Annotated in this window: 18 protein-coding genes; 14 read left to right on the plus strand and 4 right to left on the minus strand. The window is 64.4% G+C overall.

Features of this window, described 5'->3' with window-relative positions:
- Positions 1–304 precede the first annotated feature (304 nt).
- The 10 genes from BMY06_RS16055 to BMY06_RS16100 all read left to right on the plus strand — a co-directional run bounded on the left by BMY06_RS16055 (position 305) and on the right by BMY06_RS16100 (position 14657).
- Positions 305–2227 (plus strand): PrkA family serine protein kinase, encoded by a 1923-nt coding sequence (locus BMY06_RS16055; RefSeq protein WP_065057456.1) that lies wholly within the window; start codon positions 305–307, stop codon positions 2225–2227.
- Positions 2228–2391: 164 nt separating this feature from the next.
- Positions 2392–3660, plus strand: coding sequence for a YeaH/YhbH family protein (locus BMY06_RS16060; RefSeq protein WP_065057457.1), 1269 nt, complete (start codon positions 2392–2394; stop codon positions 3658–3660).
- On the plus strand, positions 3657–5387 hold the full coding sequence (locus BMY06_RS16065; protein WP_065057458.1) for a SpoVR family protein: 1731 nt from the start codon (positions 3657–3659) through the stop codon (positions 5385–5387). Before BMY06_RS16060 ends, BMY06_RS16065 begins: the two co-directional genes overlap by 4 nt.
- Positions 5388–5675: 288 nt before the next feature.
- On the plus strand, positions 5676–7352 hold the full coding sequence (locus BMY06_RS16070; protein ID WP_074984121.1) for a SulP family inorganic anion transporter: 1677 nt from the start codon (positions 5676–5678) through the stop codon (positions 7350–7352).
- A 281-nt stretch (positions 7353–7633) separates the two neighbouring features.
- Positions 7634–9031 carry a GH1 family beta-glucosidase gene (locus BMY06_RS16075; protein WP_074984123.1) on the plus strand — a complete coding sequence of 466 codons (1398 nt, stop codon included), beginning with the start codon at positions 7634–7636 and terminating at the stop codon, positions 9029–9031.
- Positions 9032–9248: 217 nt separating this feature from the next.
- Positions 9249–10490, plus strand: coding sequence for an ABC transporter substrate-binding protein (locus tag BMY06_RS16080; protein ID WP_065057461.1), 1242 nt, complete (start codon positions 9249–9251; stop codon positions 10488–10490).
- A gap of 7 nt (positions 10491–10497) precedes the next feature.
- Positions 10498–11433, plus strand: coding sequence for a carbohydrate ABC transporter permease (locus tag BMY06_RS16085; protein ID WP_065057462.1), 936 nt, complete (start codon positions 10498–10500; stop codon positions 11431–11433).
- Entirely contained in the window at positions 11430–12377 is a 948-nt protein-coding gene (locus tag BMY06_RS16090) for a carbohydrate ABC transporter permease (protein ID WP_080180155.1), read from the plus strand. Before BMY06_RS16085 ends, BMY06_RS16090 begins: the two co-directional genes overlap by 4 nt.
- Positions 12378–12392: 15 nt before the next feature.
- Positions 12393–13493: an ABC transporter ATP-binding protein gene (locus BMY06_RS16095; protein WP_074984125.1), complete on the plus strand. Its 1101-nt coding sequence runs from the start codon at positions 12393–12395 to the stop codon at positions 13491–13493.
- Between the two features lie 156 nt (positions 13494–13649).
- Positions 13650–14657, plus strand: coding sequence for a LacI family DNA-binding transcriptional regulator (locus tag BMY06_RS16100; protein ID WP_065057464.1), 1008 nt, complete (start codon positions 13650–13652; stop codon positions 14655–14657).
- 19 nt (positions 14658–14676) lie between these two features.
- On the opposite strand, the gene BMY06_RS16105 is transcribed toward BMY06_RS16100, so the two are convergent.
- The gene (locus BMY06_RS16105) at positions 14677–16077 is read right to left on the minus strand and encodes a cytochrome c peroxidase (protein ID WP_074984126.1); all 1401 of its coding nucleotides are present in this window, start codon (positions 16075–16077) and stop codon (positions 14677–14679) included.
- 301 nt (positions 16078–16378) lie between these two features.
- Here BMY06_RS16105 and BMY06_RS16110 point away from each other — a divergent pair, with 301 nt between their 5' ends.
- The gene (locus BMY06_RS16110; protein ID WP_065057466.1) at positions 16379–17140 is read left to right on the plus strand and encodes an IclR family transcriptional regulator; all 762 of its coding nucleotides are present in this window, start codon (positions 16379–16381) and stop codon (positions 17138–17140) included.
- Between the two features lie 45 nt (positions 17141–17185).
- Here the strand turns inward: BMY06_RS16110 and BMY06_RS16115 are convergent, their stop codons facing one another.
- The 3 genes from BMY06_RS16115 to BMY06_RS16125 are packed head-to-tail and all read right to left on the minus strand — an operon-like array spanning position 17186 to position 20703.
- Positions 17186–18037 carry a citryl-CoA lyase gene (locus BMY06_RS16115; protein WP_074984128.1) on the minus strand — a complete coding sequence of 284 codons (852 nt, stop codon included), beginning with the start codon at positions 18035–18037 and terminating at the stop codon, positions 17186–17188.
- A 2-nt stretch (positions 18038–18039) separates the two neighbouring features.
- Positions 18040–19236: a CaiB/BaiF CoA transferase family protein gene (locus tag BMY06_RS16120; protein ID WP_074984130.1), complete on the minus strand. Its 1197-nt coding sequence runs from the start codon at positions 19234–19236 to the stop codon at positions 18040–18042.
- A 24-nt stretch (positions 19237–19260) separates the two neighbouring features.
- Positions 19261–20703, minus strand: a complete 1443-nt coding sequence (locus BMY06_RS16125; protein ID WP_065057469.1) for an MFS transporter — start codon at positions 20701–20703, stop codon at positions 19261–19263.
- Positions 20704–21075: 372 nt separating this feature from the next.
- Here BMY06_RS16125 and BMY06_RS16130 point away from each other — a divergent pair, with 372 nt between their 5' ends.
- The 3 genes from BMY06_RS16130 to BMY06_RS16145 all read left to right on the plus strand — a co-directional run bounded on the left by BMY06_RS16130 (position 21076) and on the right by BMY06_RS16145 (position 23375).
- Entirely contained in the window at positions 21076–21969 is an 894-nt protein-coding gene (locus tag BMY06_RS16130) for a DUF2092 domain-containing protein (protein ID WP_124263262.1), read from the plus strand.
- A 479-nt stretch (positions 21970–22448) separates the two neighbouring features.
- On the plus strand, positions 22449–22634 hold the full coding sequence (locus BMY06_RS16140) for a DUF6515 family protein (protein ID WP_065057472.1): 186 nt from the start codon (positions 22449–22451) through the stop codon (positions 22632–22634).
- Between the two features lie 303 nt (positions 22635–22937).
- Positions 22938–23375: a Fur family transcriptional regulator gene (locus BMY06_RS16145; RefSeq protein ID WP_231957394.1), complete on the plus strand. Its 438-nt coding sequence runs from the start codon at positions 22938–22940 to the stop codon at positions 23373–23375.
- Positions 23376–23406: the final 31 nt, after the last annotated feature.

Below are 23406 nucleotides of genomic sequence, written 5' to 3' on the forward strand. Positions count from 1 at the left end.
CGTTTAAGGAGAAACAGCCTGGCTGCCGTAATGCTGTTTGAGCGTCGAATTCCGGCGCCATGACGTGACGCTGGCACGCTGCCGGCGAGCAGGTGAAATGCGCTTGAGGCGTGAATCTTGCGCGGGTGGGAAGATCATTGTAAGACGCACATCCGCGTAGCACCAAGCACTAAAACGAGCCCTTGAATTGGCGCGATTTTGTGTGAAAAAAAATTCAAAAGGGTTTAGGATGAATTCGAGCGATGTCGTTTCCGATTAGCGCGCCGCGCACGACATCGGTCGCAGATCTCGGCGAGGAGGTAGCATGGATATCTACAGCAGCTTCGCGACCCGCTTCGAAAAAACGCGAGAGGAGGAGTTCTCGCTCGAGGAGTATCTCGCGCTCTGCAAGGAAGATCCCAGTGCGTACGCCACGGCTGGCGAACGCATGCTGACGGCAATCGGCGAACCTGAACAGATCGACACTCGCAACGACCCGCGCATGTCGCGCATCTTTGCGAACAAGGTCATCAAGGTTTATCCGGCTTTCCGCGAGTTCTATGGCATGGAGGACGTGATCGAGCAGGTCGTCGCGTACTTCCGCCATGCGGCGCAAGGACTCGAAGAAAAGAAGCAGATTCTCTATCTGCTCGGTCCGGTGGGCGGCGGTAAATCGTCCATCGCCGAGCGCCTCAAGCAGCTCATGGAACGCGTGCCGTTCTACTCGATCAAGGGTTCGCCCGTGAACGAGTCGCCGCTCGGTCTGTTCGACTACGACGAAGACGGCCCCATTCTCGAAGAGCAATACGGCATTCCGCGCCGCTATCTCAAGAGCATCCTGAGCCCGTGGGCGGTCAAGCGCCTGCACGAGTACAACGGCGATATCCGCAAGTTCCGCGTGGTGCGCCGCTATCCTTCCATCCTGCGGCAGATCGGCATCGCCAAGACCGAGCCGGGCGACGAGAACAATCAGGACATCTCCTCGCTGGTCGGTAAAGTCGACATCCGCAAACTCGAGCAATACGCGCAGGACGACGCAGACGCCTACAGCTATTCCGGCGGTTTGTGCCTCGCGAATCAGGGTTTGCTCGAATTCGTCGAAATGTTCAAGGCGCCGATCAAGGTGCTGCATCCGCTGCTCACGGCCACCCAGGAAGGCAACTTCAAGGGCACCGAAGGATTCGGCGCGATTCCGTTCAACGGCATCATCCTCGCGCACTCGAACGAGTCGGAATGGAAGGCGTTCCGCAACAACCGCAACAACGAAGCACTGCTCGATCGTATCTTCGTGGTGAAGGTGCCGTATTGCCTGCGCTACTCGGAAGAGATGAAGATCTACGAGAAGCTGCTGCGCAACTCGTCGCTCGCCGAGGCGGTCTGCGCGCCCGGCACGCTCAAGATGATGGCGCAGATGTCGGTGCTCACGCGTCTGGCCGAGCCGGAGAACTCCAGCCTCTTTTCGAAGATGCAGGTGTACGACGGCGAGAATCTCAAGGATACCGATCCGAAAGCGAAGTCGTATCAGGAGTATCGCGACTTCGCGGGCGTGGACGAAGGCATGAACGGCGTGTCCACGCGCTTCGCGTTCAAGATTCTCTCGCGCGTGTTCAACTTCGATTCGACCGAAGTGGCGGCGAATCCGGTGCACCTGATGTACGTGCTCGAACAACAGATCGAACGCGAACAGTTCCCGCCGGAAACCGAGCAGAAGTATTTGTCCTTCGTGAAGGACGTGCTGGCCTCGCGTTACGCGGAATTCATCGGCAAGGAGATTCAGACCGCCTATCTGGAATCGTATTCGGAATACGGGCAGAACATCTTCGACCGCTATGTCACGTACGCCGACTTCTGGATTCAGGACCAGGAGTTCCGCGATCACGACACCGGCGAGAGCTTCGACCGCGCGGCCTTGAACGCCGAGCTGGAGAAGATCGAAAAGCCCGCGGGCATCAGCAACCCGAAGGACTTCCGCAACGAGATCGTGAACTTCGTGCTGCGCGCGCGTGCGGCCAATGCCGGTAAAAACCCGGCGTGGATCAGCTACGAGAAGTTGCGCGTGGTGATCGAGAAGAAAATGTTCTCGAATACGGAAGAACTTTTGCCGGTCATCTCGTTCAATGCAAAAGGATCGGCGGAAGAGCAGCGCAAGCATGAAGACTTCGTCAACCGCATGGTCGCGAAGGGCTACACGCCAAAGCAGGTGCGCTTGCTCTGCGACTGGTATCTGCGTGTGCGCAAGTCGTCATGAACGCGCAGGCATCACCTTCCTGCTGCGCCGCCGCATCGCTCATGCGGCGGCGCAAAAAGGAAATCCGGCGGGGCGCAGGCCACGCAGCCGCAAGCGGGTAGCGGCGGCGCCTGGCACGCAGACTGCGCACCTCGCCCATTCGAAACGTGAGCGGGAGACTGGATGTGCTTCATCAAATCATCGACCGCAGGCTGGCCGGCAAGAACAAAAGCATTGCCAATCGCGAGCGCTTTTTGCGCCGTGTGAAAAACTATATTCGTCACGCCGTCTCGGAAGCGGTGCGTGACCGCAGCATCAAGGACATACAAAGCAACCAGAGCATCACCATTCCGCGCAAGGACATCGCGGAGCCTTCGTTCCGGCACGGTCCGGGCGGGCGGCGCGAGATGGTCCATCCCGGCAACGAGGATTACATTCGCGGCGACCGCATTGCGCGTCCGCAAGGCGGCGGCGGTGGTGGCGGCAGTCAGGCGAGCAACGAGGGCGAAGGTCAGGATGACTTCGTGTTCGAGCTCTCCCGCGAAGAATTCATGCAGTACTTCTTCGACGACCTCGAACTGCCGCGTCTCGTCAAAACCCATCTGATGGCCGTCCCCACGTGGAAAAGCATCCGCGCGGGCTGGGCCGCGGAGGGCACGCCCAACAACATCGACGTGGTGCGCTCGCTGCGCAGCGCGCTCGGCCGGCGCATCGCGCTGGGCGCGCCGCTCGTCAACGAACTGCATACGCTTGAGCAGCAGCTCGAAGCGCTGATGGCCGATCCGTCCGACCGGCGCGATGAAATCAAGACGCTCGAAGACGAAATCCACCATCTGCGCGGGCGCATCTGGCGCATCCCGTTCATCGACCCGTTCGATCTGCGTTACGTGAACCGCGTGAAGCAGCCGCAGCCGTCGAGCCAGGCCGTGATGTTCTGTCTGATGGATGTGTCCGGCTCGATGGACGAGCAGCGCAAGGACCTTTCCAAACGTTTCTTCATCCTGCTGTACCTCTTTCTCAAGCGCAACTACGAGAAGATCGAGGTGGTGTTCATCCGGCACCACACGCGCGCCGAGGAAGTGGACGAGGACACCTTCTTCCATTCGACGGAAAGCGGCGGCACGGTCGTGTCGAGCGCGCTGGAGCTCATGAAGAAGGTGATCGAGGAGCGTTATTCGCCGAGCGACTGGAACATCTACGGCGCGCAGGCATCGGACGGCGACAACTGGACCGACGATTCGCCGAAGTGCCGCAAGTTGCTCCAGGATGACATCCTGCCTCAGGTGCGCTATTTTGCGTATATCCAGGTGACGCCGGAGGAGCAGAATCTCTGGCTGGAATATGCGCAACTGGCGCTCACCCAGCCGGCGCTGGCGATGAAGAAGGTCGACACGGCGGCGGATATCTACCCGGTTTTCCGGGAGCTTTTCGAAAAGCAGGTGGAGCACTCATGACGACACGCCACCTGCACAACGAGGCGCGCGGCTACGAGCCGGAGCGCCGCAAGACGGGCGGCCACGGAACAGGACAGCACGGCGATCACGCGGCCGCCACGGAAATGGGGGGACACGTTGCCGATCCCGGGCGCGAAGGCGCGCACGGGCTTCCTCAAGCGGATCTCCCTGAACGCCGGCTCCCGGACACCAGGGAATTGCATATGAACGTAGCCGACAGACGGCCGTTGCCGTGCCCATCCGACTGGACCTTCGAACTGATCGAGGAGTACGACACGCACATCGCGCAGGTTGCCGAGCAATACGAACTGGACACGTATCCTATCCAGCTCGAATTGATCAGCGCCGAGCAGATGATGGATGCGTATGCCTCGGTCGGCATGCCGGTCAATTACCGCCACTGGTCGTTCGGCAAGCACTTTCTCTCCACCGAGAAAAGCTATCGCCGGGGCCAGATGGGTCTCGCGTACGAGATCGTCATCAATTCGAATCCCTGCATCGCGTATCTCATGGAAGAGAACACCATGACGATGCAGGCGCTCGTGATCGCGCACGCGGCCTATGGGCACAACTCGTTTTTCAAGGGCAATTATCTGTTCCGTCTCTGGACGGACGCGCACGCGATCATCGACTACCTCGTCTACGCGAAGAATTACATCGCCGAATGCGAGGAACGTTTCGGGCTCGATCGCGTGGAAGAACTGCTCGATTCGTGCCACGCGCTCATGAATTACGGCGTGGATCGCTATAAGCGTCCGCAGAAATTGTCGCTGCAACGCGAGGCCGCGATGCGGCGCGAACGCGAGGCGTATCTGCAGTCGCAGGTCAACGAACTCTGGCGCACGCTGCCGAAAACGCAGCAGCCGATCGCCGAGGAAACCGACGAGCGCTATCCGCCCGAGCCGCAGGAAAACCTGCTGTATTTCGCGGAGAAGAACGCACCGCTGCTGGAGCCGTGGGAGCGCGAAGTCATTCGCATCGTGCGCAAGGTCGGGCAGTATTTCTACCCGCAGCGCCAGACCCAGGTGATGAACGAAGGCTGGGCCACGTTCTGGCATTACACCTTGCTCAACACGCTCTATGCGCAGGGCAAGCTCGAAGACGGCTTCATGATGGAGTTCCTGCACTCGCACAGCAATGTCGTGTATCAGCCGCCGGTCACCAAGCCGTATTACAGCGGGATCAATCCGTACGCGCTGGGTTTTTCGATGATGAGCGATATTCGCCGCATCTGCGAAAACCCCACGGACGAAGACCGCAAATGGTTCCCGGAACTGGCCGGCAGCCCGTGGCTCAAGGCGCTGCATTACGCGATGCGCAACTTCAAGGACGAGAGCTTCGTCGCGCAATATCTGTCGCCGCATCTGATTCGTGAAATGCGCCTGTTTTCCGTGCTCGACGACGACATGCGCGACGCGCTCGAAGTCTCGGCCATTCACGACGAAAGCGGTTATCAGTACGTGCGTCAGGCGCTCTCGCGGCAGTACGACATGCATCATCGCGAGCCGAACATCCAGGTATGGTCGGTGAATACGCGCGGCGACCGCAGTCTCACGCTGCGTCATTTCATGAGCGACAATCGCCATCTTTCGGGCGACACCGACGAAGTGTTGCGCCACATGGCGCGGCTCTGGCAATTCGACGTCTACCTCGAAAGCGTCGATGAAAACGGCACGGTGAGAAAGCGCTATGAATGCCGTTATGTGCCGCCGGCCATCAAGGTGTAGCGCGGCGTTCGGGTTCGACGTTGTTTGAAAAGGCCAGCTTCCACGCTGGCCTTTTTTCATGTCGATACGTGGCGACTCTTTCAGCGGGGTTTCGGCGGTGCCGGTTGCGCGGAGGAAAAGGGCGCAGCCGCGCTAACATAACGGCACGGAAAACAATCACGTCGAACGCGACGTCGAACGCGGCATCGAAACGCGAGGAGCAACAGACACGCATGCGCAGGTCGAAATCGAACCAACCGCGGCCCCCTCGGCAAACGCGGACGCTTCAGCAACAAGCAGGACGCCGCCATGGCGTTTGAGTTCTTCAAGGGCGTGCGGCCGCTCAACCGCGCAACGGCGTTGCGCGACGCCATCGCGGGCGTGCAGCTCGCGTCGATGAACGTGCCGCAACTGCTCGGCTACGCGCGCATCGCGGGCATGCCGGCCGTCACCGGTCTCTATACGGGCTTCCTGCCGCTGATCGCCTTCGCGCTGTTCGGCGCGTCGCGCCATCTCGTGGTCGCCGCCGACTCGGCCACGGCCACCATCTTCGCGAGCAAGCTCTCGACCATGGCCACGCCGTCGAGCGCCGAATACGTCGCGCTCGCGGGTATGACGGCGCTGCTCACGGCGGTCATGCTGCTGATCGCGCGCGTGTTCAAACTCGGCTTTCTCGCGGATTTTCTCTCGCGCACGGTGCTGGTCGGCTTCCTGACGGGCGTGGGCGTGCAGGTGGGCGTGGCAATGCTCGGCGACATGCTCGGCATCACGGTCAATTCGCGGCGCACGGTCCTGCAGATCAAGCAGATCGTCCTGCAATTGCCGCAGATTCATTGGGGCACGCTCGCGATCTCCGCGCTCGTCGTTGCGGCGATTCTGGTGTTCAAGCGCTTGCGGCCGCGCTGGCCGGTGCCGCTCGTCGCCGTGATCGGCGGCATCGTGGCGAGCGCGCTGTTCGACTTCCAGCGTCATGGCGTGTCCGTGATCGGGCCGGTAGCGGGCGGCTTGCCGCATGTCGCGTTTCCGGCCGTCGGCTGGTTCCAGATGATCGATCTGATGCAGGTGGCGGCGTCGTGCTTCGTCATCATCGTTGCGCAGAGCGCCGCGACGAGCCGCGCATTCGCCGAGAAATACGGCGAGCGCGTGGACGAAGACGCGAACCTGCTCGGCCTCGCCGCCGCCAACGCCGCTGCATCGATGAGCGGCGCGTTCGTGGTGAACGGCAGTCTCACGCAAACCGCGATGGCCGATCAGGCCGGCGCGCGCAGCCAGTTCGCGCAGGTCGTGTTCGCGGGCGTGGTGGTGATCGTGCTGCTGTTCTTGAGCCGCTGGCTGCAGTATCTGCCGCATTGCGTGCTGGCCGCCATCGTGTTCACGATCGCGGTCGGGCTCGTGCATATCGGACAACTGATCGATATCCGCAAGGAAAGCCCGGGCGAATTCGGGCTTGCCGTGACGACCGCGATCGCGGTCGTGGTGATCGGCGTGGAGAACGGCATTCTGATTGCCATCGGGCTTTCGCTGCTGCGCCATGTGCGCCATAGCTATCGTCCGCACACGATGGTGCTGGTGCCGAACGAGGAGGGCCGCTGGATGCCGGTGCCGTCGCACGCGGGGCTTCAGACCGATCCGGGACTGATCGTTTTCCGCTTCGGCGCCGACCTGTTCTATGCGAACGACCACCTGTTCGTCGACGAAGTGCGTCGCCTCGTGGATGGCGCGCCGACGCCCGTGCGCTGGTTCTTGGTCGATGCGGCGGCGATCACCGATCTCGATTACTCGGCGGGTCGTTCGGTTAACGAACTATGCGAGTCGCTGCGCGAGCGCGGCGTCAAGGTGATTTTCGGCCGCGTGAACCGCTATCTGCGCGCCGACATGGACCGACACGGCATCACGCCCGTGGTGGGCGCGGAAAACATCTACAACACCTTGCACGAGGCGCTCGCCGCCGTGCATCCCAACCTCGACGCGCACGCCGAGGCGTGACGCCGCCCACCTCGTCCTGGCGTTCCAGAGAGCCCGGCACGGACTGACTGTCCGCGCCAAATCACGCTGTTTCACGTCACATCGCTCCCGCAAGTAGTCAAAATCCAAAATCCGGTGCGCATACCCTACACAGGAACTACTTAAAACTGTCCTGAAAAACCCTGATTTACCGCAGGAATTCGCGGCTGATATCGTGCGCTTCAAGCGCTGTGGAAGCGCTTCCACCCAATCACCCGCCGGCGTCCGCATCGCCCGGTTCCGACCCTTGCGCAGGAGCTTTCGTGACACACGATTCGCCACACACCGCCTCGGCCATTCTCGAGGACGACGCCTTCACGCCGTCGCCCGATTCCGCGCTCTGGCGCCGCGACTTTCTGCTCGGCGCGGCCACCGCGTCGTATCAGATCGAAGGCGCCGCGACCGAGGATGGCCGTCTGCCGTCGATCTGGGACACCTTCAGCGCCACGCCGGGCAAGGTGCTCGCGGGCGACACCGGCGCCGTGGCCTGCGATCACTACCATCGCTGGCACGGCGACCTCGATCTGCTCGGCGACCTGAACTTCGAGGCCTATCGCTTCTCGATCGCCTGGCCGCGCGTGATGGACGCGTCGGGCCGCCCGAACGCGAAGGGCATCGACTTCTACAAGCGCCTGCTCGGACGCCTGAAAGAGAAGGGCATCCAGACCTACGCGACGCTCTATCACTGGGATCTGCCGCAGCATCTCGAAGATCGCGGCGGCTGGCTCAATCGCGACACGGCGTATCGTTTCGCCGATTACGCGGATCTCATGAGCCGCGAGTTGTCCGGTCTCGTCGACGCGTGGATGACGCTCAACGAGCCGTGGTGCTCGGCGTATCTGGGCTACGGCAATGGCCATCACGCGCCGGGCCTCGCGAGCCCGCGCTATCCGACCCAGGCGATGCATCATCTGCTGCTCGGTCACGGCATGGCGATTCCGGTGCTGCGCGCGAACGATCCGAAGTCGGCGAAAGGCATCGTCGCGAACGTGGGCCGCGGCACGCCGAACTCCGATTCGCCCGCCGACATCACCGCCGCGCGCCGTTTCGAAGTCCAGCACAACGCGTGGATTCTCGATCCGCTGCTCAAGGGCGAATATCCGGCGGAGTTGTTCGAGCTGTGGCCGGGCACCGAGCCGCTCGTGCTCGACGGCGACATGGCGACGATTGCCGCGCCGCTCGACTTCCTCGGCATCAACTACTATTTCCGCACCAACGTGAAGAGCGACGGCGCGCACGGTTTCACCGAGGTGCCGCTGCCCGACGTCGAGCGCACGCAGATGGGCTGGGAAGTGCATCCGGACGGTCTGCGCGATCTGCTGATCGGCTTCGATCGCACGTATGAGAACCTGCCGCCGATCTACATCACCGAAAACGGCATGGCCTCCGACGACGACGTGATCGACGGCGAAGTGGTCGACTCACAGCGCATCGCGTTCCTCAAGCGTCACCTGGCCGCCGTGGACGCGGCGATCAAGGCGGGCGTGGACGTGCGCGGTTATTTCGTGTGGTCGCTGCTCGACAACTTCGAGTGGGCGTTCGGCTATGAGCGGCGCTTCGGCGTCGTGCACGTGGACTACGACACGCAGAAGCGCACGAAAAAACGCAGCGCCGAACTGATCGCGCGCTTCATCGCCGAACGCAAGACGCGCGGCGCCTGACGTCTCGACCGATCGATTCGCTCGACGCAAAGATCGACGCGAAATCGAAAACAAGAACGGTAGTTACCGTAATTGCCGTACCGGCTGCGCGCCGCGAGAATGCGCGACAGGGGAAAGTTGCACCAAAGCACGATCGCGTGCGCGCGGCCACCCGCATCACCGCCAAGTTTGACTTCATCGACCAGCAGAGAAAACCGGATCAACCGGAGGAGACGCAATGAAGCAAAACGCACCCGTCCTGCGCGGCCTCGCCGCCGCGCTGGCATTGGCCGGAGCCGTCGCGGCGCACGCCGCCGACGCGCCGCTCAAGGCCAATGTGATTCACTGGTGGACCTCGGGCGGCGAGTCGGCCGCCATCAAGCAGTTCGCGCAAGCCTACGACCAGGCGGGCGGCCAGTGGGTCGACAACGCGATCGCGGGCGCCGACCAGGCGCGCGCCACGGCGATCAACCGCATCGTCGGCGGCGATCCGCCCACGGCGGCGCAGTTCAACACGTCGAAGCAGTTCCACGACCTGATTGACCAGGGACTCCTGAATAATGTCGATGCGGTCGCGGCGAAGGAAAACTGGAACGGCATCCTGCCCGATTCGATCCTCAACCAGATCAAGGTGAACGGGCACTTCTATGCGGCGCCCGTCGACATCCACATGCAGGACTGGTTCTTCTACTCGAAGCCGGTGTTCGCGAAAGCGGGCATCGCGGCCGAGCCGAAGAGCATGGACGAACTGTTCGCCGATCTCGACAAGCTCAAGAAAGCCGGGGTGATTCCGCTCGCGCTGGGCGGCCAGGCGTGGCAGGAGAAGATCACGTTCGACGCGATTTTCGCGGACATGGACCGCAATCTGTACATGAAGGTCTATCGCGACCGCGACGCGAATGCCGTCAATTCGCCCGCGTTCAAGAACGTGCTCACGACCTTCAAGCGTCTGCATAACTATGTCGATCCGGGCTCGCCGGGCCGCAACTGGAACGACGCGACGGCGCTGGTCATTTCGGGCAAGGCCGGCATGCAGATCATGGGGGACTGGGCCAAGGGCGAATTCTCGAACGCGAAGCAGGTCGCGGGCAAGGACTTCGGCTGCTTCCCGGGTTTCGCGAATTCGCCGTACATGATCGCGGGCGACGCCTTCGTGTTCCCGAAGACCGACAATCCGCAGGCCGTGAAAGCGCAGCAACTGCTCGCCAGCGTAATCACGTCGCCGACGGCGCAGGTCGCGTTCAGCGAGAAGAAGGGTTCGATTCCGATCCGTCTCGATGTCGATACGGCCGGTTTCGACGTGTGCGCGAAGCAGGGCATGGCGATCATGAAGGACAAGGCGCGTCAGTTGCCGAATCCGGAAATGCTGATCCCGCCTGACGTGCAGGGCTCGCTCCAGGACGTCATCACGAACTTCTGGAACAAGGACCAGTCGGCCGAGGACGCGCAGAAAGCGTTCGCGTCGGCGCTCAAGAGCTGAGAGGCTTATGTACGCGCTCAAGCTGGATCAGGCTAAACGGCAGGCGCGTGCAGCGCGCCCCATGCGGCGGCGGCTGTCGCTCGCCGCATGGATCGCGTTGCTGCCCATGGCGCTCACCGTCGTGTTCGCGTATCTCGGCACGATGCTGTGGACCGCGCGCGTTTCGGTGAGCTATTCGCGCTCGTTGCCGACGAACACCTTCGCGGGCTTCACGCAATACGTGCGGCTGTTCGAAACCGAACGCTGGATCGTCTCGTTGCAAAACCTCGCGATTTACGGCGTGTGCTTCGTCGTGGCGTGTCTCGTGATCGGTCTGCTGCTGGCGATCTTCATCGATCAGCGCGTGGCCGCCGAAGGCGCGCTGCGCACGATTTTTCTCTATCCGTATGCGATGTCGTTCGTCGCGACCGGTCTCGTCTGGCAGTGGATCCTGAATCCGGAACTCGGCGTGCAGGCCGTGCTGCGGCACATGGGCTTCACGCACGCGCATTTCGACTGGATCGTCTCGCAGCAGTTCGTGATCTACACGCTCGTGATCGCGACCGTGTGGCAAGCCTCGGGCCTCGTGATGGCGCTGATGCTCTCGGGCCTGCGCAGCATCGACGACGAGATCTGGAAGGCCGCGCGCCTCGACGGCATTCCGCGCTGGCGCGTCTACGCGAGCATCGTCGTGCCGATGCTGAAGACCTCGATGTCGACCGCCTTCGTGCTGCTGTTCGTGATGGTGGTAAAGCTCTACGACGCCGTCGTGGCAATGACGCAAGGCGGTCCCGGCACCGCGAGCGAAGTGCCCGGCAAATTCGTGATGGATTATCTGTTCAACCGCGCCAACATCGGGCTCGCCTCGGCGGCCTCGATCGTGCTGCTCGCCACCGTACTCGCGATCCTCGCGCCGGTGCTCTACGCGAAAAGCCGCGCGGCACGCAAAGGAGAACGAGCATGAGCGCGCCGCTGACCGAACCGTCGGGCGCCATTCGGCCCATTCCGCCCGTTATCCGGCGCACGCCGGGCGCCTCGAAAGGCAAGCCGAAGCGCAGCCGCTTCACGCCCGCGCGGCTGGGCGTCTACGGCTTTCTCATCATCGCCGCGCTGTTTTTCCTGTTGCCGCTCTACGTGATGCTCGTGACCTCGGTGAAGCCGATGGACGAGATCCGCATGGGACATCTGCTCGCGCTGCCGCGTCACCTCACGTTCGCGCCGTGGCAGGACGCGTGGGCGTCGGCCTGCACGGGGCTCGAATGCGCGGGCATCCGCGTGGGCTTCTGGAACTCGGTGCGCATCGTGGTGCCGAGCACGATCATCTCGATCGCCGTGGGCGCCGTGAACGGCTACGCGCTGTCGTTCTGGAAACCGCGCGGTGCGGGCGTGCTGTTCGCCGTGCTGCTCGCGGGCGCGTTCATTCCGGTGCAGGTGATGGTCTATCCGCTCGTGCGCGTGCTGGCCACCGTGCATCTGTTCAGCTCGCTGCCCGGCATCGTGCTGATTCACACGGTCTTCGGCATGCCGGTGATGACGCTGCTGTTCCGCAACTACTACGTGTCGCTGCCGCAGGAACTGTTCAAGGCGGCGCGTATCGACGGCGGCGGCTTCTGGCGCATCTTCGTGCAACTGATGCTGCCGATGTCGGTGCCGATCATCGTGGTCGCGATCATCATGCAAGTGACGGGCATCTGGAACGACTACATTCTCGGCCTCGTGTTCGCGGGCACGAAGAATCTGCCGATGACGGTGCAACTGAACAACATCATCAACACCACCACGGGCGAGCGGCTCTACAACGTCAACATGGCCGCGACGATCCTGACCTCGCTGGTGCCGCTCGCGATCTATTTCGTGTCGGGGCGCTGGTTCGTGCGCGGCATCGCGTCGGGCGCGGTGAAAGGCTAAAAGCGGAGACACACAATGACGAATCTGGCAAACGTCTCAGTGCGCAAGCTGCGCATCGATCTGGGCGCGAACACGGTGATCGACGACCTCGACCTCGACGTGCGCGCCGGCGAATTCGTGGTGCTGCTGGGGCCGTCGGGCTGCGGCAAATCCACCTTGCTGCACAGCATCGCCGGGCTGATCGACGTGAGCGACGGCAGCATCGAGATCGGCGGCGAAGACATGACCTGGGCCGACCCGAAGGATCGCGGCGTGGCGCTGGTGTTCCAGTCCTACGCGCTGTACCCGACCATGAATGTCGAGCGCAACATGTCGTTCGCGCTTCGTATCAACGGCACGCCGAAGCCGGAAATCGAGCGCCGCGTGAAGCGCGCCGCCGACATGCTGCAACTCGGGCCGCTGCTTGCGCGCAAACCCGCTCAACTGTCCGGCGGTCAGCGTCAGCGCGTGGCGATCGGCCGCGCGCTGGTGCGCGAAGCCGACGTGTTCCTGTTCGACGAACCGCTCTCGAATCTCGACGCCAAGCTGCGCACCGAACTGCGTCGCGAGCTCAAGCAACTGCATCAGCAACTGGGCGCGACGATGATCTACGTGACGCACGACCAGGTCGAAGCGATGACGCTCGCCACGCGCATGGCCGTGATGAAGGGCGGCGTGATCCAGCAGTTCGGCACGCCCGCCGAGGTCTACGCGCGGCCCGAGAATCTGTTCGTGGCGACGTTCCTCGGCACGCCGCCGATGAACCTGTTGAAAGGCAAGCTCGAAGCCAATGAAGGCAAGCTCTGGTTTCGCGGCGCGCAGCTCGACGTGGACGTGACGAACTACGCGTTCAAGGGCGCGCCCGATCTCGCGCAACCCTGTGTGCTCGGCGTGCGGCCGGAAGACGTGCACGCCACGCGCCTCGGCGCGCCGGGCAGCGAAGGCGCGCATCAGGGCAGCGTCACGCTGGTCGAACCGATGGGCAATCATCGCGTGCTGTGGCTCGACTATCACGGTGCGCAGATCGCTTCGATCGATCAGGACAAAACGCCGCTCGCGAGCGGCGCGCACGTGCCATTCAGCATCGACGCGGCGCATGTTTCGCTGTTCGACGAAGCGAGCGGCGAGCGCGTTTGAGCGGCCGCGAAAGGTCTGCTATTCCTCCGATCAATGCACCAAAAAAGCACGCTCGGAAGTCAGTAAGAACGTGGTAAAAATTTGGCCGTGCTGATACAGCGCGCGACGTCGTACACAGATCGCGCAACGACAATAAAACCGAGGGACGTACGAGAAGTGGCAACCCTGAAAGACGTGGCAACGCTGGCCGGCGTGGGACTTTCCACCGCCTCGCGGGCGATTTCCGGCAAGGGCCCGGTGTCGGCGGACGCGGCGGCGCGCGTGCAGGCCGCCATCGAACAACTGAACTTCCGGCCGTCGTCGATCGGCCGGGCGATGGCGACGCAGTCGCTCGGCATCATCGGCATTTTCGTGCCGACCTTCTTCGGCTCGTACTACGGCACGATCCTCAAGGAGACCGACACCGAACTGCGCGCGGTGCGCCGTCACGTGGTGGTGGCGACGGGCTGCGGCGAAGCGTCGCCGCGCGAGCAGGCGATCGAGGCCGTGCGCTTTCTGATCGGGCGCGATTGCGACGGCGTGGTGGTCATCAGCCACGATCTGCACGACGAGGATCTGGGCATGCTGCACGCGCTGCATCCGCGCATGGCCTTCCTCAATCGCGCCTTCGCGCACTTTCCCGAAGCCTCGTTCTGCGCGGACCACTTTCACGGCGGCGAACTGGCCGCGCGCACGCTGATCGAGCACGGCCATCGCGAGATTGCGGCGATCGGCGGCACGGCCAGTTCATCGGACAATCAGGCGCGTCTGGACGGCTTCTTCGCCGAACTCGCGCGCCATGGCATCGAACGCGAGCGCGTGCCGCTCATCATGTCCGACTTCTCGCCCGAGGGCGGTTATGCGGCAGCGGGGCGGCTGCTCGAATCGAAGCGCCGCTTCACGGGCCTCTTCTGCGCGAACGACACGATGGCGATGTCGGCGCTCGCGCGCCTGCAGCACGCGGGCATCTCGGTGCCGCGCGACGTCTCCGTGATCGGCTACGACGACGACTATTCCGCGGCTTACATGGCGCCTGCGCTGACGTCGGTGCATATTCCGACCGCCGAGCTGACGCGCAATGCCGTGCGCTGGCTGATCAACCAGTGCTACGGCACGGAGTGGGACATCGAGCGCAGCTTCAACGTAAGCGTGACGATGCGCGCCTCGGTGACGCACGCCAGGTAGGGCGCGCGTCGATATCGCTTCACGGCTGCGCGGCCAGCGCGGGCGAGGGCGTATAAGTGCCGCTGAGCGCGCTCAAAAACGCGACCAGCGCATCGACGTCGGCGTCCGATGGCGCAGTGCCCAACTGGTATTGCGCCATCTGCTTCACTGCCTCGCGCAGATCGCTCACGCTGCCGTCGTGAAAGTACGGCGCGGTGAGCGCCACATTGCGCAGCCCCGGTACCTTGAACGCCTGCACGTCGTGCGGATCGTGCGTGACGTTGGCGCGGCCGTTGTCGGCTTCGGTGAGCGCGCCACCGCGCGCCGCAAACCAGTCGCCCGCGCGGCCCATCCGCTCGAACGACTGGCCGCCCAGATTCGCGCCGACGTGACAGGTCGCGCAGCCCATCGACTTGAATAGCTGATAACCGTGCGCCTCGTCGCTGTTCAAGGCGCGTGCGTCGCCGCGCAGATAGGCGTCGACGCGGCTCGGCGTCAGCAGCGTCTTTTCGAATTCGGCGATCGCGTCGGTGATGGCCGGGCCGCTGATGCCGTCAGGATAGATCTGCGCGAAGGTCTCGACGAGCGCCGGATCGGCCTGCAATTTGCCGACGATCTGCTCCCACGACACCGAAGCCATTTCCACCGGATTCAGCGGCGGTCCGCCCGCCTGTTCCTGCAAGGTCGCGGCGCGGCCGTCCCAGAACTGCGCGTGATTGAGCGCCGCGTTGAACACCGTCGGCGCGTTCACACTGCCCAATTGGCCGCCCACGCCAAGCGAGAGTTTTCTGTTGTCCACGCCGCCGGTCCCGAGCGCATGGCAACTGGCGCAGGAAATCGTGTTGTCGGCGGACAGACGCGGATCGTGAAACAGCCTCATGCCGAGCGCGACCTTGCGCGGATCGGCGCGCAATGTGTGCGGCAGCGGCTGCACCGCGTCGTTCTCGAACGCCGCCGCGACGCCGGGCGTCGCATACCAGCGCTTGCGTTCGTGCGCGATCCAGTCGAGCAGCGTATGCCGGTCGCCAGCGCTCAAGCCGGTTCCCCAGTGCACGGCGCGAAAGCGCGCGGGCGGCATGGTGTCGTTTTGCGCGACGCGTTCGAGTTTGGCGAGATCGGCTTCGCCAGGTTTCGCGCCATCGTGCAACGCGGCATACAACGTATCGAGCCGGAAATAGCGCTGGCCTCTTTCGGTATCGAACTGCGCGATCTGCTTGATGCCGGGCAGCGACGCATAAGGCGGCAGCACCGCTTTTGTCGAATGACAGCTGTAGCAGGCGTTGCGGTCGAGAATATCGCGGATGCGCGCGGCTTCGGGCGAAGCGGCGGGGCGGGCGGCCGCGCCTTCCGCGTAGGTCGTGTCGTGATACCAGGCGAGGGCGCTGAGGCCGAGATAACCGGCCGCGAGCAAACCCGCGACGCTGACGAAAAATTTATTCATGGCGATGTGAGGTGGAGAAACCTGGGAATCCTGAGCGGATATCCGGCTTTCGATGCCCACTCGGCGGCGCTGTCGGAAAGCGGGCCTGCAAGGCGAGTGGGGCGGTGCCGGCCGGATCAGCGTCCGATGCTACGGACGGAGCGCGCACGCGCCATTGCGGACGGTCAAGCTACGCGCGAACCGCAGGCATCGCCGATGAGGCAGCGCGCGAGCAATCGCAGGAAAGCGGCACGAATGCGGCCGAATCACGCACGAGATCGCGTAAAATTCAGGCTTCTCTGCTTGCCTTTCATCGCCCGACATGCCCGCGGAACAACCGCCCAAGAAGGAAGAAGGCGTCGCCGTCATCGACCGCGCGTGCGCCATCCTGTTCGCTTTCCGTCCCGAAGACGGCCCGCAGAACGCGGCGCTCACGCTCGCCGAACTCGCGGCGCGCACGGGGCTCTACAAGAGCACGCTGCTGCGCCTCGCCGGCGCGCTCATTCAGCATCGCTTGCTGCTGCGGCTCGAAGACGGCCGCTATCAGCTCGGACCGGCCACCTTCGGACTCGGCGCGCTTTATCAGCGCAGCCTGAATCTCGGCGACATCCTGCTGCCGCTGATGCGCGAACTCATGGAAAAAAGCGGGGAAAGCGTGTCGTTCTATGTGCGCGACAACGCGGTGCGCGTGTGTCTGCATCGCGTGGATTCGATGCATGTCGTGCGCCATCACGTGCGCGAGGGCGACGTGCTGCCGCTCGAAACCGGTTCGGGCGGGCGCGCGCTGCTCGCCTTCGGTCATGAACCGGGCGAGGCGTTCGAGCAGATCCGGCGCGACTTCTATTGCATGTCGATCGGCGAGCGCGATCGGGAAACCTCGGGCGTGTCGATGCCCGTGTTCGGCGTGCAGAACGCGCTGCGCGGCGTGATCACGCTCGCGGGTCCGAGTTCGCGCATCGACCGCGCGTTCGTGGAAACGAATCTCGATGCGTTGTTCGATTGCGCCGTGCGCGCCACCGACGCGCTGGGCGGCGACTCGCGTGCGCTGCGCGCGGCCCGTCAGGCGCACGCGCAGGGCGCGTAAAACGGCAAAAAAAGCGGCGAAAAACCGCGTTCAAACGCCGAAAGCTCAGCCCCCGCGCGGCTGCGCGCCAGCCGGCAGATGACGCTCCGGCGCGCCGGTGTACGCGTAATCGATCTGACGCGGCATTGGCCCCTTGTTGCGCTCGCCGCGTCCGCGCTGCTCCCACGCATGCGCCAGAATCCCCACCGCGCGCGAGAGGATGAACACGCCGCGCGCGAGTTCGGGCGCGAAGCCCAGTTCCGCGTAAATCACCGCGGTCACGCCATCGATATTCATCGGCACGGGCTTGTTTTTTCGGCGCTTGAGCAGCGCTTCCACGCCGCGCGCGATCAGCGCGTAACGACCGTTGATCGCGCCCGATTCCACGCGCGCATCGACGAGTTCGAGCAGCCGTCCGGCGCGCGGATCGACCGGATGAAACCGATGCCCGAAGCCCGGCAGATACTTGCCGTTTTCCGCGACGAAGGCGTCGACGCCCGCCTCGACGGCCTCGTCGAGCGGCGCGCCCGCATCGAGCCGCGCCGCAATCGACGCATAGAGTTCCACTGCCTGCTGACCCGCGCCGCCGTGCACGTCGTCGAGCGCGTTGATGGCGGACGCCATCGCGCCGTTGAGCGGCAGGCCGCAACTCGTGGCCATGCGCGAGATCGCAATCGACGGCGCATGCGGACCGTGGTCCACCGAGGCCACGAGCGCCGCTTCGAGCAGCGACGCTTCGTCGTCGCCGGGCAGCTCGCCGCGCAGCATCAGCCAGATCATCTGCGGAAAACTCACGCGGCCGATCAGCTCCTGAATCGGAAAACCGCGCACGGCGATCGAGCCGGGATGAATGTCGATGATCGAGGTGCGCCAGTAATCGGCGCAGAGGGCGGCGAGGTCGGTGTTCGTCGTGCTCATGTTCAGATGACTCCTTCGGCGCGCAGGGCGTCGATGTGCGCGGCGTCGTAGCCGAGTTGTGCAAGGGTTTCGCGTGTGTGCGCGCCGAGTGCGGGCGCGGGCGCGGCGGGGGCGGCGTCGCCGTCCGAAAGACGCAGGCCCGCGCGCGTCACGCGCTGCGCCGCCTCGCCGTTCGCCGGCGCGAATTCGCGCACGAATTGCCGCTCCGCCAGATGCGGATGCGCGAGAATCTGCGGCACCGACAGCACGCGGCCAACCGGCACGCCTTGCGCGAGCAGCCGCGCTTCCCAGTTTGCGGCGCTGTCGGCGGCGAGCGCGGCTTCGATTTCGGCCTTCAATTCGGTGCGATGCTGCTTGCGCAGATGGCGCGCGGCGAAGCGCGCATCGCTCGACAGTTCGGGACGGCCGATCACCGCGCACAGGCTCTCGAACTGACGCGTTTCGTTGGCCGCGATGTTGAGCAGACCGTCGCCGGTCGCGAACGTGCCCGAGGGCGCGGCGGTGAAATTTTCGTTGCCCATCGGCACGGGCTCCACGCTCGCGTTCAGATAGTTCGACACGACCCAGCCCATGGTCGCGAGCGTCGCTTCGAGCATCGACACGTCGAGGCGGCGTCCGCGCCCGCTCGTGCGCGCATCGACGAGCGCCGCGCAGATGCCGAACGCCGCCGTCAGGCCGCCGACCGTATCGGAGACCGGATAGCCCACGCGCAACGGCGCGCTTTCGGCGTCGCCCGTCACGCTCATCACGCCGGCCATGCCCTGGATGATCTGGTCGTAAGCGGGGCGGGGCGACAGTTCGCCGGAATCGCCGAAACCGGAAATCGCGCAATACACCAGACGCGGATTGACTTCGGATAGCTGATCGAATCCCAAACCGAGACGATCCATCACGCCGGGGCGGAAATTCTCGACCAGCACGTCGGTATCGCGCACGAGATCGAGCAGGATCGCCTTGCCGCGCGGGTCCTTGAGATTAAGCGTGATCGAGCGCTTGCCCGCATTCACGGCGACGAACGACGCGCCCATGTTGCGCGCGGCGGCGTCTTTGTCGGCGCCGAGACGGCGCGCGAGATCGCCGCCTTCGGGATGCTCGACCTTGGTGACGTCGGCGCCGAACAGCGCGAGCTGATACGCGCAGAACGGCCCGGCCAGCACGTTGGAAAGATCGAGAACGCGGATTCCTGCTAAAGGCAACATCGTGATTCCAGCCTCTGGTTCAGTTCAATGGGAAATATCGTCGAGCGAGCGGTTGTTGGTGCGCGGGCCGAACAGACCGATGGCCGCCATCACCGCGACCATCGCGCCCGTGATCAGGGCGAAGACGCCCGGCACGCCGAAATGGCGCAGCGCGAACGCGATCATGAAGCCCGAGAACATCGCGGACAGCCGCGACATCGAATAGACGAAACCGACCGCCGTGGCGCGCATGCGCGTGGGAAACAGTTCGACCTGGTAGGCGTGATAGCCGACCGAGAGCAGCGTGCCGCCGAGCGTGATGAGCACGCCGAGCACCATCAGCATCACGGGCGAGGTCTGCATGGCGAACAGCGAACCGAAGACGGCGATGGCGAGCGCGGAGAGCACGACGAGCGTCTTGCGTTCGATGCGGTCGGCGATGGCCATGCCGATCAGCGGGCCGAACGGATTCGACGCCGCGATTACGAACGCGTAGAGCAGGCTGTGCGTGATCGTCACACCCTTGGAGACGAGCAGCGTCGGCACCCACGACGCGAAACCGTAGAAGCCGATCGCCTGAAACAGATTGAAGACGAGCAGCGTGATCGTGCGGCGGCGATACGGCGGCTGCCAGATCTCGCTGAAGCGCGCCTTGCGCGGCGGCGCGGCGGTCGCGCTTTCCGTCGCAAGCGGCGGCGCGGGCAGCAGGCGGCCCGTCTGCGCTTCGATCTTCGCTTCGAGTGTCGCGAGCACGCGCGCCGCTTCGTCGTGGCGTCCGCGCTGCGCGAGCCAGCGCGCGCTTTCGGGCACGTTGCGGCGGATCGCCCACGCGATCAGCGCGCCGGCCGCGCCGAACATCACGACCCAGCGCCAGCCGTCGAACCCGAGCGGCGCGCGCGGCACGAACCACCACGCGAGCAGTGCGACCGTCGGCACCGCCGTGTACTGCACGAGATGCACAAAGGCGAACGCGCGTCCGCGCATGTGCTTGGGCACCAGCTCGCTCACGTAGGTGTCGATGGTGACGAGTTCGATGCCCACGCCGATCCCCGCGATCAGCCGCCAGAGGTTGATCGCGGGCGCGGACGTTTGCAGCGCCATCACGCAGGTGGCCGCCGAATACCAGAGCAGCGACGCCGTGAACATCGTGCGGCGGCCATAGCGGTCGGCGAGGCCGGTGAAACAGAAGGTGCCGATGAAGAGCCCCGCAAACGAGGCCGCCACGAACGCGCCCAGCCCCGAAAAGCCGAAGAACGAGGCCGTCGTGGTCGAGTAAAGGCCGCTCTTGACGAGCCCCGGCCCGACGTAGGCCGTGAAGAACAGGTCGTAGAACTCGAACCATCCGCCTGTCGCGATCAGCAGGACGAGCGTCCAGACCGCGCGCGCGGCCGGCAGGCGGTCGATGCGCGCGTTGATCTGCGCCGCGCTCGCGGGCGGGACGGATTCACGGAGCGACTCGTGCGTCGCGCCGACCGGCAAACTGGACATGGCGGGCTCCTCCTGAGCTCGGGACAAGGGCATCGGGCTGTCTCGTTCTTTTCGTTCTATCTGATAGAACGGCGTTCTAAAAATGGATGAGCCGCATGATACCCCACGTCCGGAACTCGCCTGACCAGGGCTTTTACTGAGCGAACGCAAACGGGAAATCGACGCGCAGGGCGAGGGCGGCGCATTGGGGGGACGAAGAAACGGACCGCTGGTAAGCTCGTCGATACGAGACGCGAGGCACGCAAGGCACGAAGAGGCTTGCGACATCGCCTGCAACGGCCCGGCGTTTCGCCGACCCAGGACGTCAGTCGCTGCGCGCGCAACGACTTGCACCGGCGGTCGAATCCGGCGAACTTTCAGTCAGGAGACGATGTGAACAAGAGAGTCTTCCCTGGAGTCATCGCGCGAGCGGCGCCTGCTTGGCTCGCGTTGTCGATCTCGATTGCACTCGCCGGCGGCCTCGCGCTCGCCGGCTGCGCCCACCAGGACAACGGCGGCGAACACGTGCCGGCGCAATCGAACGTCCCTTCACCGCTCGTCGATCTGGGCACGAGCGAAACCGGCGGTAGCAGCGAGACGCCCGCCATCGACGAACAGGCCACCGACGCGCTCGACGCCATGGGCGCGTATCTGCGCACGCTGCGCACGTTCCAGGTGGACGCCGACACGGTCACCGACGTCGTGCTCGACAACGGCCAGAACGCCGCGCTGCTGCGCCATACCGTGCTCAAGGTGAAGCGGCCCGATCGCATGCGCGCCGACATCACCGGTAACGGCAACGTGCGCGGCATGGTCTACGACGGCCATCGCTTCACGATCTTCAACGAGAAAAAAGGCTACTACGCGCGCCGCGACGCGCCGCCGACGCTCGACGAACTCGTGCGCGATCTGGCCGTGACGTGGCACATCGAAACGCCGCTCGCCGACCTGTTCTACTGGGGCGCCGACAAGCCCGACGATCTCGCGATCAGCTCCGCGCAGTCGCTCGGCACGGAGAAAGTCGATACGCGCAGCTGCACGCATTACGCCTACCGGCAGCCGGGCGCCGATTGGGAGCTGTGGATCGAAGCAGGGCGGCGACAGCTGCCGTGCAAGATGATCATCACCGATACCACGCAGCCGTCGCGGCCCCGGCACGAGGTCACTTATCACTGGAATCTGAATCCGGTTTTCGCGGCGTCGACCTTCGTGTTCCGCCCGCGTCCGGGCGCGCGGCAGATCGAGATGAAGCCCGCGGACCGCCCGCCTTATCAGGAGGCGGAATGATGAACAGGCACACACAACGGGCCATTGCGGCGGGTCTTGCCGTCTCGATGGCGCTGGCCGCGCCGGCGGCGCTCGCGTTCCGCGGGATGGCGCGAACCAGCATTCATCCGATGGGCGGCGGCAATTTTGGCGGCGGCGGACAGTTTCATGGACGACCGGGATTCAACGGCGGCGGCGTGCAGCACAACGGTGGTCAGCCGGGGCCGCATCCGAATCCTGGGCCGGGGCCACAACCGCATCCGCCGGGGCCGGGTCCAGGGCCGCAGCCTCATCCGCCCGGGCCTGGGCCGGGACCGCAGCCTCATCCGCCCGGACCCGGACCCGGACCCGGACCCGGACCCGGACCCGGACCCGGACCCGGACCCGGACCCGGACCCGGACCGGGGCCACAGCCTGGTCCGGGTCCGCATCCGCCCGGGCCGCCGCCTCCGCCTCCACCCCCGCCGCCATATTGGGGTGGCGGCTGGTACGTCGATCCGGTGGCTGCCGCCGTGACGGTGGGCGTAACGGCCGCGGTGGTCGGCTCGATGGTCGCCACGCTGCCGCCGTCGTGCACGGCGGTCGTGATCGGCGGCGCGAGTTACGAACAGTGCGGCGCGACGTGGTATCAGCCGCAATACATCGGTGCGCAGGTGCAGTACGTGGTGGTTTCTCCGCCGCGCTGAAGCGCGGCGAATGCGTCTGACGACGGCCGCGCCGCGCCGCGCCCGGCGCGGCCGTTTGCTTTTCACTCGCCATTGCTCGCCGCGCCACCTTTATCGCATTGATTCAACGGGGATTTTCCGCGAAAAGCAGGGCGGCGAGAGCGTCGCGGGGTAAAGCCGTGTAATGCCCCCCCTCATCGCAAATCGCTTCGACGCACCGGGCCTTAAGCAAGCCTTAAGCAACGGCAATCGAGACTATTGGCCACGTATGAAAAGTGTGCCGATGCGATGAGAGCGATCTATGCCGACCTGAAGCGAGCCCGTATGCGTCCGACCTCGAGTCGCGTCGCGGTGCTTCGGCTGTTCCACGAATTTCCGAACGAGCACATGACCGCCGATCAGGTTTTCCGGCGCGTGCCGCCGGAAACGGAGCAATGCAGCCTGGCGAGCGTGTATCGGGCGCTGTCGCAGTTGCTCGAAGCCGGTCTGATCACGAACGCGTGGATCGGCGAGCAGCGCGTCGTCTACGAACTCAATCGCGGCACGCGTCATTCGCATCTGGTCTGCAACGACTGCGGCGAAGTCGCGGATATCGACGATACCGAACTCGAGTCGCAGCACGAGACGATCGCGGGCGCGCGCGGTTTCCGCTACACGAGCGCGAGCCTCGTGATCTTCGGACGCTGCGCGCACTGTGAGGCGACGCTGGAATCGCGGGTTCGTCGCACGGGCGCGATGCACGGGCTGAGCCGCCGGCCGTAACGCGTCACACGATGCGAAGGCCGCCCGAGGC

The organism is Paraburkholderia tropica (assembly GCF_900109265.1).
In the GTDB taxonomy this organism is placed as follows: Bacteria; Pseudomonadota; Gammaproteobacteria; order Burkholderiales; family Burkholderiaceae; genus Paraburkholderia; species Paraburkholderia tropica.

Excerpts from the sequence above, each read along its gene's own strand:
- BMY06_RS16055 (WP_065057456.1), top strand. The coding sequence starts at position 305 with ATGGATATCTACAGCAGCTTCGCGACCCGCTTCGAAAAAACGCGAGAG.
- BMY06_RS16115 (WP_074984128.1), bottom strand. The coding sequence starts at position 18,037 with ATGAGCACGACGAACACCGACCTCGCCGCCCTCTGCGCCGATTACTGG.
- BMY06_RS16090 (WP_080180155.1), top strand. The coding sequence starts at position 11,430 with ATGAGCGCGCCGCTGACCGAACCGTCGGGCGCCATTCGGCCCATTCCG.
- BMY06_RS16120 (WP_074984130.1), bottom strand. The coding sequence starts at position 19,236 with ATGTTGCCTTTAGCAGGAATCCGCGTTCTCGATCTTTCCAACGTGCTG.
- BMY06_RS16095 (WP_074984125.1), top strand. The coding sequence starts at position 12,393 with ATGACGAATCTGGCAAACGTCTCAGTGCGCAAGCTGCGCATCGATCTG.
- BMY06_RS16085 (WP_065057462.1), top strand. The coding sequence starts at position 10,498 with ATGTACGCGCTCAAGCTGGATCAGGCTAAACGGCAGGCGCGTGCAGCG.
- BMY06_RS16125 (WP_065057469.1), bottom strand. The coding sequence starts at position 20,703 with ATGTCCAGTTTGCCGGTCGGCGCGACGCACGAGTCGCTCCGTGAATCC.
- BMY06_RS16070 (WP_074984121.1), top strand. The coding sequence starts at position 5,676 with ATGGCGTTTGAGTTCTTCAAGGGCGTGCGGCCGCTCAACCGCGCAACG.
- BMY06_RS16105 (WP_074984126.1), bottom strand. The coding sequence starts at position 16,077 with ATGAATAAATTTTTCGTCAGCGTCGCGGGTTTGCTCGCGGCCGGTTAT.
- BMY06_RS16145 (WP_231957394.1), top strand. The coding sequence starts at position 22,938 with ATGCGTCCGACCTCGAGTCGCGTCGCGGTGCTTCGGCTGTTCCACGAA.
- BMY06_RS16080 (WP_065057461.1), top strand. The coding sequence starts at position 9,249 with ATGAAGCAAAACGCACCCGTCCTGCGCGGCCTCGCCGCCGCGCTGGCA.
- BMY06_RS16110 (WP_065057466.1), top strand. The coding sequence starts at position 16,379 with ATGCCCGCGGAACAACCGCCCAAGAAGGAAGAAGGCGTCGCCGTCATC.
- BMY06_RS16065 (WP_065057458.1), top strand. The coding sequence starts at position 3,657 with ATGACGACACGCCACCTGCACAACGAGGCGCGCGGCTACGAGCCGGAG.